Origin of the sequence: Enterococcus sp. S183_ASV_20, from assembly GCF_018919685.1 — a bacterium.
Classification (GTDB): domain Bacteria; phylum Bacillota; class Bacilli; order Lactobacillales; family Enterococcaceae; genus Enterococcus; species Enterococcus faecalis.
In genome coordinates, this window is the sequence record NZ_JAHLRI010000077.1 from 1 (window position 1) to 9059 (window position 9059).

General features: G+C 35.0%; 9 protein-coding genes and 1 pseudogene. All 10 read left to right on the forward strand.

Annotation, left to right across the window (positions count from 1 at the left end; genetic code table 11):
• A partial coding sequence (locus KQI94_RS14335) for a BglG family transcription antiterminator (RefSeq protein ID WP_216454541.1) occupies positions 1-1955 on the forward strand: 1955 nt, incomplete at its 5' end.
• Positions 1956-2158: 203 nt separating this feature from the next.
• Entirely contained in the window at positions 2159-2626 is a 468-nt protein-coding gene (locus tag KQI94_RS14340) for a PTS sugar transporter subunit IIA (protein ID WP_002368862.1), read from the forward strand.
• Between the two features lie 19 nt (positions 2627-2645).
• Positions 2646-2942 (forward strand): PTS sugar transporter subunit IIB, encoded by a 297-nt coding sequence (locus tag KQI94_RS14345; RefSeq protein WP_002368863.1) that lies wholly within the window; start codon positions 2646-2648, stop codon positions 2940-2942.
• A 165-nt stretch (positions 2943-3107) separates the two neighbouring features.
• The gene (locus KQI94_RS14350) at positions 3108-4358 is read left to right on the forward strand and encodes a PTS transporter subunit IIC (RefSeq protein ID WP_002368865.1); all 1251 of its coding nucleotides are present in this window, start codon (positions 3108-3110) and stop codon (positions 4356-4358) included.
• 36 nt (positions 4359-4394) lie between these two features.
• Positions 4395-5039, forward strand: a complete 645-nt coding sequence (gene rpe, locus KQI94_RS14355; RefSeq protein WP_002368867.1) for a ribulose-phosphate 3-epimerase — start codon at positions 4395-4397, stop codon at positions 5037-5039.
• Positions 5040-5118: 79 nt separating this feature from the next.
• Entirely contained in the window at positions 5119-5871 is a 753-nt protein-coding gene (locus KQI94_RS14360; RefSeq protein ID WP_002368869.1) for an SDR family NAD(P)-dependent oxidoreductase, read from the forward strand.
• Positions 5864-6442 (forward strand): 6-phospho-3-hexuloisomerase, encoded by a 579-nt coding sequence (gene hxlB, locus KQI94_RS14365; RefSeq protein ID WP_197526091.1) that lies wholly within the window; start codon positions 5864-5866, stop codon positions 6440-6442. The genes KQI94_RS14360 and hxlB overlap by 8 nt, the downstream gene beginning before the upstream one ends.
• 828 nt (positions 6443-7270) lie before the next feature.
• Positions 7271-7381 (forward strand): annotated as a pseudogene (locus tag KQI94_RS16825) (recombinase); the annotation flags it as partial.
• A 281-nt stretch (positions 7382-7662) separates the two neighbouring features.
• Positions 7663-8346 (forward strand): VTT domain-containing protein, encoded by a 684-nt coding sequence (locus KQI94_RS14375; RefSeq protein ID WP_002368872.1) that lies wholly within the window; start codon positions 7663-7665, stop codon positions 8344-8346.
• Between the two features lie 109 nt (positions 8347-8455).
• Positions 8456-9059: SLC13 family permease (locus tag KQI94_RS14380; RefSeq protein WP_216454543.1), on the forward strand; the 604-nt coding region annotated here is incomplete at its 3' end.

Below are 9059 nucleotides of genomic sequence, written 5' to 3' on the forward strand. Positions count from 1 at the left end.
CTTATAGTATAGAAGCAATCAATGAAAAACTATCAGAAAAACGATTACCATTGATTGAAAGAAGAAATGGCTACTACTATGCAAAGAATGAATCGGCTGATTATTTAACGATTCATCAGTCTGTTCAAGATATCATATTTTCGAAAGAAGACAGAGTCCATTTACTGTTGATTATGATTTTAACTAGGGTTGAAGAGTTGTCCCTAGACCATTTTTGTATTGAACTTCAAATCAGTAAAAATACTGCTTTAGCAGATATTAAGAAAGCGAAAACTTTATTGCTGAAATACCATCTTGAAATAGAATTTTCACGTAAAAAGGGGTATGTGATAGTAGGAGAAGAATGGGATAAACGGATCGCCTTATTTCATTCGATTATTGAGATTTATAAAAACTATGGTGATAATGTCACTGTTCAACTATTGGAGAGTTCTCAAAAATATCTGGATAGTGTTAAAAATGATGTTCTAAAAATTGAAAAATTTTTGGGTGTGAAATATACAGATGAAGATTTTTATCCTTTACTTTACTTCATTTCCTCAATATTTGTAAGAATAGAACGAGGACAAATGATCGACAGTAGTCGTATTCAGGAAAGAGAGGAAATTGAACACACAAAAGAATATCAGTCTCTCTCTTATATTACTACAGATTTTCCTGACTTACCTGAAGATGAAAAAGTCTTTATCTCTTTACAGCTACTAAGTTCAAATGTTCGTAATAAAGGGATGGTCGCGAAAAAAGATTTACCTCTATTAGCCAATTCACTTTGGGAGTTTCTAACAGAGTTTGAAGTGAACACATTGTTGGTGTTGTCTGATAAAAAAGATTTACTGATAAAGTTATTAAACCATTTTAAGCCAGCATATTATCGAATTAAGTATGATCTTTCAACAGGAAATGTTCTGTATGATAAAATTCGATCAGAATACAATGTATTACACAATTTTGTATGTCAATCTATTTCCCCGTTGGAAAGATTTTTCCAAACTGAGATTTCAGATGAAGAAATTGCCTATATTACGCTATTTGTGGGTGGACATTTGATTAGTAATGATCACAATGATTTGGAAGAGAAAATAATTAAGGCGGTGATTTTGTGTCCGAATGGCATTTCTATGTCAAAATTGATTGAGCAAAAATTAAAGGAAATTTTCCCAGAATTTCTTTTTTATCCAACAAACTCAATACGTGAGTACAAGAAATTTATGCTGCCTCATGATATCGTGTTTTCCACTGTGCCAGTTAAGTCAGAAAAAAAAGTTTATGTAATGAATGAAATTCTGACTAACAGTGATCAATTGAAACTACGTCAGGATGTCATTAAGGATATCTTCCATTTAGATTTTGACAGTATTCGAGCGACAGATATAATAAGTGTTTTGAAACAGTATGTTTCGTTGGATGAAAAGCTGGAAACAAAATTGAAAGAGGATTTAGATTCGTTATTACTGAGTGAACAGAAATCAAATACTATTACTGAAAACAGTTCTAAGGGTGATCTTCTGCAAATGATTAAAAATGAGAATATTGTATTAGTAGAAGAGCGGCTTTCGTGGAAAAGTATTCTTAATCAATCCAGTCAGGCATTGGTTAATCAAAAAATTATTTCCTCAGACTATAATGAGCTTTTGCTGCAAGAATACCTTGATCAACCTTCCTATATTATGTTACGACAGCGTATTCTACTACCCCATCTTGATCCAGCGATTGTTGATCAGAAGTTGGGTGTGTTTATTACCGTTTTAAAACAAGGGATTACTTATCATGGGAAAAAAATCCATGTAGTTGCCTTATTAACAACGCCAGATAAAACCAGTCACCTACCAATTTTATATCATATCAATCGAATGGCAAATGATGCCGAATTCATTGAAGAATTAGTTAAGTTAGAAGATGTAAATGAAATAAGTAAAGCAATACGAAATTTTTCAACTAATGATAAAAATTCTTAGGACATTTTTTATTTAATTATTAGCGGTTCTCTGAAAAAGAAGCAAGGAATGCTTAATTTCCTTGCTTCTTTTTCGTTCATCACAATTGGTTCTTAAATAGTTACATTCTTTGTGAAAAAAGGAAATAGCTATTTGCTTTGAAAGCGTTTATTCTTTAGTCAAGGAGTTAGCCACTCACTAAAAAATGAAAAGGAGCGTTATTCATGTTAAAAGAATATGTCAAAGAAGAATTAATTCTTCTCAACTTAGATATTTCGAATAGAAACGACTTATTTAGACAGTTATCAGAAATCTTCCAAGAAAGAGGCTACATCAATGAAGGATTTTATGACTTTATTGTTGAAAGAGAAGAAAATTATCCAACTGGTCTAGATTTGGGCACACACACAGTTGCCATTCCTCACGGGAATCCAGAATACATTAAGCAATCATTTATCTCAGTGGTTACACTCCAACAACCCATTAAAATGAAGAAAATGGAAGATGCAGAGGAAGAAATTGATGTTGCTGTATTTTTTGTTTTAGGTTTAAGCGATGGCACGCAACACCTTCAAATTTTGAAACAGGTCATAGGTGTGATTCAACAAGAAACATTTGTAAATAGAATAAAGGCTGCAAAAACATCGGAAGAAGTGATGAAGGAAATTTCAGCAATTGCTGTTGAAAAATAAATTTTAGGAGGAAAAAGAGATGAAGAAAGTAAATATTTTAGTAGCTTGTGGAAGTGGAGTTGCCACATCCACCATAGCAGCAGATGAAGTCAAAGCATTATGTAAAGAACATGGGATTCACATTAGTTTGAACAAATGTAGCATGACAGAATTACCATCAATGAGCAAAAATGCAGATATCGTGTTGACTACGAATAATTTCAAAGGAAATTTAGATGTACCGTTGATGAGTATCATGGGATTTGTTACTGGAATTAATGAAGACAAGCTTAAACATACGTTATTAGAGAAACTAAAAGAAATTCAAAACGCATAAAAAACGTTCCGCTTTTGCCTCGAAAACAAAGCGGAACGGCATACAAAAGTAAAGCTGAGTTCATTTTACCATAATCATAAAAAAAGTGTCGATGTTTAATTGAGAAATGAATCGGTGATTAGATGTCCCAACAGTCTTGTATTTCACTATAAAGGAGAAAAAAGAATGGATACACTAGTTAATATTGTACAGACCATCACTGGCATGGGTGCTTCAGCAATTTTACCAATTATTATTACTATTTTAGGGTTAGTTTTCCGAATGAAATTGGGGGATGCAATCAAAGCTGGGTTAACGGTTGGAGTAGGTTTTATCGGTTTGACATTAGTTGTTGGCTTGTTGAATGATTCATTGTCACCAGCAGTCGATTATTATTCAGAAATGGGAACTGGCTTCACAATTGCAGATATTGGCTGGCCAGCAGTAGGAGCGGCTTCTTGGATGGCACCATTCGCTGGTTTAGCTATTCCAATTGGTCTTGTACTTAATTTGATTTTAGTACGTTTGAAACTAACAAAAACATTGAATGTTGATATCTGGAATTACATGCATTTTCTAGTACCAGGTGCACTGGCTTACTTCATTTTTGATAATTTCTTTATCGGTTTGGCTGTAACCGTTATTTTATCTGTTCTTGCTTTGTTTGTCGGAGATTGGGTTGCACCTATGTGGCAAGAATACTATGGCTTAGAAGGAACGACTTGTACCACGATTATTCATACAGGCTGGACACTAATTGCTGCTTGGGCGATGAACAAATTGATTGACTTCATTCCAGGGCTAAACAAATTAGATATTAGCTTGGAACGTGTAAATAAACGAATTGGTGTATTAGGTGAACCTGTAATCATTGGAACGATTGTTGGGGTGCTTTTAGGTTTGTTAACAAGACAAGATATTACTACAATTATTCCTATGGGGATGGGGGTTGCCGGTGTAATGGTCTTAATGCCACGTGTAGTAGGCGTATTAATGGATGGGCTATCACCAATTGGTAAAGCAGCGAAAGATTTCATGACCAAACAAATGGGCGAAGACGCAGATTTGAATATTGGGATGGATGTAGCTTTAGGACTAGGCGATCCAACGACGACGACAACAACAGTTATCTCTATTCCGTTGGTGATGCTTTGTGCGTTAGCGTTACCGGGAGTTAAAACATTCCCAATTGGTATTTTAATGTCTGTAATCTACATGTCTGTGATGACGGTTATGGCAAGCAAAGGAAATCTGTTGCGCTCAATACTAACAACTGTTCTTTTCTGTGTAATTGTCATGTACTTAGGTGGTTATGTAGCACCAGGTGCAACAGAGATGTTAAATGGTGCTGGAGTTGGTCTGAAAGGGCAAGGAACAGACTTTGTGTTAACAGGTCCATGGAGTATCCTTACTTACTGGCTTTCAACTATTTTTTAAGAATAATTAGTAAAAAAGAAAGAGGCGGAAATAAAAATGGCACAAATCTTACCTTCAATTTTTGGTGCAGATATTATGCACCTTCAAGATGATATCAATTTTTTAGAGGAAGAAAATACACAAATTTTACATGTGGATTTAATGGACGGAAATTTCGTTTCTAATATTGCATTTGGTCCCAATCAGATTGCCGAAATGAAAAAAAATTCTACAATGATTTTTGATGTTCATATGATGGTCAAACATCCGAAAGATCATATTGATGATGTTCTTGCAACGGGAGCAGAAATGATTTCTGTGCACTATGAATCAACACCACATATCCATTCTATTTTGCAAAAAATTCGTCAAGCTGGACGTAAAGCAGGTGTTGTAATTAATCCGGGAACCTCAGAAGTCGTGTTGGAATATTTACTGGATGACATTGACTATATTTTGATTATGACGATTAATCCAGGTCAACCAGGTCAATCTTTCATCCCAAAAAGTTTAGAAAAAATCCGTAATACGAAACAACTTATTGGGCATCGCAAAATTGACATTGAAGTAGATGGTGGAGTCAATAAAGAAATTGCAGAAAAGTGTGTGAAAGCCGGAGCAGAACTGATTGTTGTTGGCGGAGCATTATTCTCAGGTGATAAACAAGCACAATATCAATTATTAAAAGAAGCAGTCAAGTGAAAATAAAGATGTGATTCTCACTAGTTAATTAGTGAGAATCAGCATCAAAACTAAATCAATGGAAAGAGGAGAATCCGTAATGGGAAACTTTGAAGGGAAAGTCGCATTAGTAACTGGGGCAGCACATGGAATAGGTAAAGGAATTGCAGAAAAGTTTGCAGCAGCCGGAGCAAATACAGTAATCGTGGATTATAATCCAGAAACAGGAACAAAAACAGCAGAAGAAATTACAAATAAATATGTAAAATCGTTATTTGTTCAAGCGGATGTTTCAGATCCAGCTGCTTTGACAGAAGCTCGCGAAAAAGTGTTCAAAGAATTTGGCCGTATTGATTTTCTTGTCTTAAATGCTGGAGTAGCTTTTGCAAACAAAGTAAATGATATTTCTTTCGAAGAATGGAACAAAACATTAAGCATCAATTTAACTGGGCTATTTAATACAGTAAAAGCATTTTATAATGACTTTTTAGATAATCAGGGTTCAATTGTTTATATCAGTTCAGGATCAGCTTTAAGTGGAACTGGCGGTGGTGTATCATACCCAGCGTCTAAGGCTGGTGGGGAAGGGTTAATACGTGGATTAGCAAAAGAACTTGGACCTAAAGGGGTTAATGTCAATGCTATCGCTCCTCGTCTAATTGATACAGGTGAAATGATGCGCGTAAATTATCCAACCCAAGAAAGTTTAGATGCAGTTATCAATAAAATTCCAGTTCGACGTTTTGGAACCATTGAAGATGTTGCCAATTTAGCAATATTTTTAGCAGATCCAGCTAATTCCTATATTCAAGGACAAACCATTCTAATGGATGGTGGAAGAACGATTGCCTAAAGGAGACGAGAACCCTATGAAAAACTACACACTAGATATTTTAGCTGAACTCACTCAAAATGCACAAAGGATAGATACAAATGAGATTGCTCATTTTGTTGAACAAATTAAACAAGCAAATCATATTTTTTTGAATGGTGCAGGTCGCTCAGGAATTGCGATTCGAGCGTTTGCCAATCGATTAATGCATATTGGCTTTTCAGTTAGTATTGTTGGAGAGATCAGTTCTCCTCACTCCAAACCAGGAGATTTATTAATTATCTGTTCTGGATCAGGAGAGACTGGTAGTTTGAAAAGCTTGGCAGAAAAAGCGAAACAAAGTGGTATTGATTTAGCCTTGGTCACGATGAAAAAAGAGTCAACGATTGGTCAATTAGCTGACGTAGTACTTGTTTTACCAGGTACTACGAAAGAAGAAAATGATCGAGAAACAGCCTCTTTTGCTCAACCAATGGGGTCTGCGTTTGAACAATTGGCTTTTTTGACCTTTGATGGAATGGTTTTAAACTTAATGGATGAACTGGGGGAGACTTCAGAAACCATGTTTAAAAGGCATGCTGATTTTGAATAGTTTCTCATTTTTAAGTGTTAGTAAAAAGTATTACTGAATGGGAGAGTGTTTATAATGGCTACGGTGTTTATAGTTGTGATGAGAGCTTATGAAGAAGATAAAGAAGAAAAAGAATGGAGTAAAGAAAAATTTTTAGAAACATACAAGATATAATATTTTGAATAGTTTTAAAAGTGTAGGAAGCTTAAAATCTTTTTGCACTTTTTTGTATTTACTATTCAGAAAGATCCATTTGATTAGTTCATATGAAAATAAAAAAATACCTCTTTGTATAATTCCCTGTGATGGAATTTACGAAATAAGTGCAGCACACTTAATAAAGTCTGAATGAAATGTGAAGTTATTATTTATTTTAGGTTTCAAAAAGAGAACATCTTCCTATTGATCGTACATCAAAAAATATTTTAGCTATTTTGAAGCAGAGTCCAGTACATCTAAGTAATCAGCAATTATTAAAAAACTGATTACAGAATACGAGTTATTCATTTCTTATAAAAACCTGACTTGCAATATTTTACCCAAAATGCTAAAAGAGAGGTCTTTACCAATTGAGCGTGCTTATCATGGTTATTGGCAATACCGTCTGCCTAAATTGTAGGAGATGTTTACGATATAAAGACAGAAATGGATCTTACCTATATTTTTATTCGTTATGTTACTGTTACCTTAAAACGTCAAGAAGATACTTTTTATAAAAGTCAAAGGAAAATATTTTCTCACGAATCTACAGAATTTAATCAACGTGAACAAACAGGAAAGTTGCGGCATGCTGAAAAAGGATTTACTCCAGAAGAAATTTTTGAAAATAAGTTCGAGTGTACTCAACTGATTCAAGAAAGATTAGGACATGCGAATATACAGATTACTTTGGGAACATATGGGCATCTATATGTGAAGTCTGATAGTCAAGTTGTCGATATTCTGGACAGGATAATCTAAATAAAGGAATTTCAAAATAGTGAAAGTAAACCAATTGTTCTGATTTTTCCAATTTTCTACCAATGCTTTTAAGAAAGCTGCTACCTCAACTATTGTTACCCGTTATTTCCTGTTTAAGATGTATCGGAAATAAAAAAATACCTTCGTAACTTTCGAATCGCCCCTAAAAGCTAGATTTTTAGTCTAACTTTTAGGGGCGGCTTTTATTCATACAAGCTTCTAATTGAGGCACGAAGAAACCTGTGCTACACTTTGTATAAAGCATAAAAGGAGCAAAGAAAATGAAGAGGAAAACAATCCGAATACTACTGATCAGTAGCGGGCTTATTTTAATCCTGCTGGTAGGTTACCGTTTGTATCTAGAATATCAAACAGATATTCAATTATTTTTGAATCCTAAAGCCAGTAAGACACAATTATTAGAGCGAATTCGTTCACATGGTTTTTCAGCAGCGCTATTGTTAGTTTTTTTGACCGCGATCATGTGTGCAGTGCCAGGGATTCCAACCTCGGTAATTGGTGTGATTGCAGGATTGAGTTTTGGTCCCTTCAGCGGCACACTCATTAACGTTTTAGGGAATAGTTTGGGAAATTTAGTTGCAATCTTTTTGATGCATCATATAAAATTTTTAGATAGAAAAACGGAGACCAATCATTGGGTCCAGTCCATTCGACGGATGAAGCATCCAAAAATTGGGATTATGGTGGGCTACATGATTCCAATTATTCCTTCTTCTGTGATTAATTTTGCTGCAGATACTATGCAGTTGCCATTAAAAAATTTAATAGCCGCGATATTCATTGGTGTAATTCCTTCCTCAATACTTTACGCATGTGGAGGCGAAGCGCTCTTTCATGGATATAATAAAACGGCAGTATTGTTAATTGTGAGTGTTCTTTTGTTCGTTGGCTTGGTGGTCATTATTGAGAAAGATAGAAAAAGATTTCAAAAAACTGTTCTTTAAGAACGGTTTTTTTGTGCATTTGAACAATAAATCCTGTTAAATTTACAATTTTAAAAAGAAAGGACTTTGATAGAATGAAAGCGTAAACAATTTAAGGAGCTGATTTTGAATGCCAGATATTACAATATCTTGGGTTGCTGCAATTTTAGGATTAGTTGTAGCGATAGTATTAATTTTGAAAAAATTTAATCCTGTGTATTCCTTGTTTTTTGGTGCAATTGTTGGTTGTCTTATTGGAGGCGCTTCCCTGTCAGATACAGTCGCTGTTCTATTAAACGGAACACAAAGTATTATGGGAACCGCAATCCGTGTCTTAGCAGCCGGCATGTTGGCGGGTGTGATGATGGAATCCGGTGCGGCAGAATCAATTGCCAACGCCATTGTACAAAAGCTTGGCGAGAAAAAAGCTATTTTATCTTTGGCATTATCCACAATGGTAATTACAGCAGTGGGCGTATTCATTCCTGTTGCAGTGTTGATTGTTGCCCCGATTGCTCTATCCGTTGGGAAAAGTACGGGTATCAGTAAGTTATCATTATTGATTGCCTTATCAGGTGGCGGCAAAGCGGGCAATATTATTTCGCCTAATCCAAATACTATTGCAGCGGCGAACGGCTTTGATTTACCTCTAAGTGACGTTATGATTGCTGGCTTTATTCCAGCCGTATTTGGCTTAATTACAGCTGTTGTTTTTGCAAATATCATGAGAAGTA

Excerpts from the sequence above, each read along its gene's own strand:
- KQI94_RS14340 (WP_002368862.1), top strand. The coding sequence starts at position 2,159 with ATGTTAAAAGAATATGTCAAAGAAGAATTAATTCTTCTCAACTTAGAT.
- KQI94_RS14345 (WP_002368863.1), top strand. The coding sequence starts at position 2,646 with ATGAAGAAAGTAAATATTTTAGTAGCTTGTGGAAGTGGAGTTGCCACA.
- KQI94_RS14350 (WP_002368865.1), top strand. The coding sequence starts at position 3,108 with ATGGATACACTAGTTAATATTGTACAGACCATCACTGGCATGGGTGCT.
- rpe (WP_002368867.1), top strand. The coding sequence starts at position 4,395 with ATGGCACAAATCTTACCTTCAATTTTTGGTGCAGATATTATGCACCTT.
- KQI94_RS14360 (WP_002368869.1), top strand. The coding sequence starts at position 5,119 with ATGGGAAACTTTGAAGGGAAAGTCGCATTAGTAACTGGGGCAGCACAT.
- KQI94_RS14375 (WP_002368872.1), top strand. The coding sequence starts at position 7,663 with ATGAAGAGGAAAACAATCCGAATACTACTGATCAGTAGCGGGCTTATT.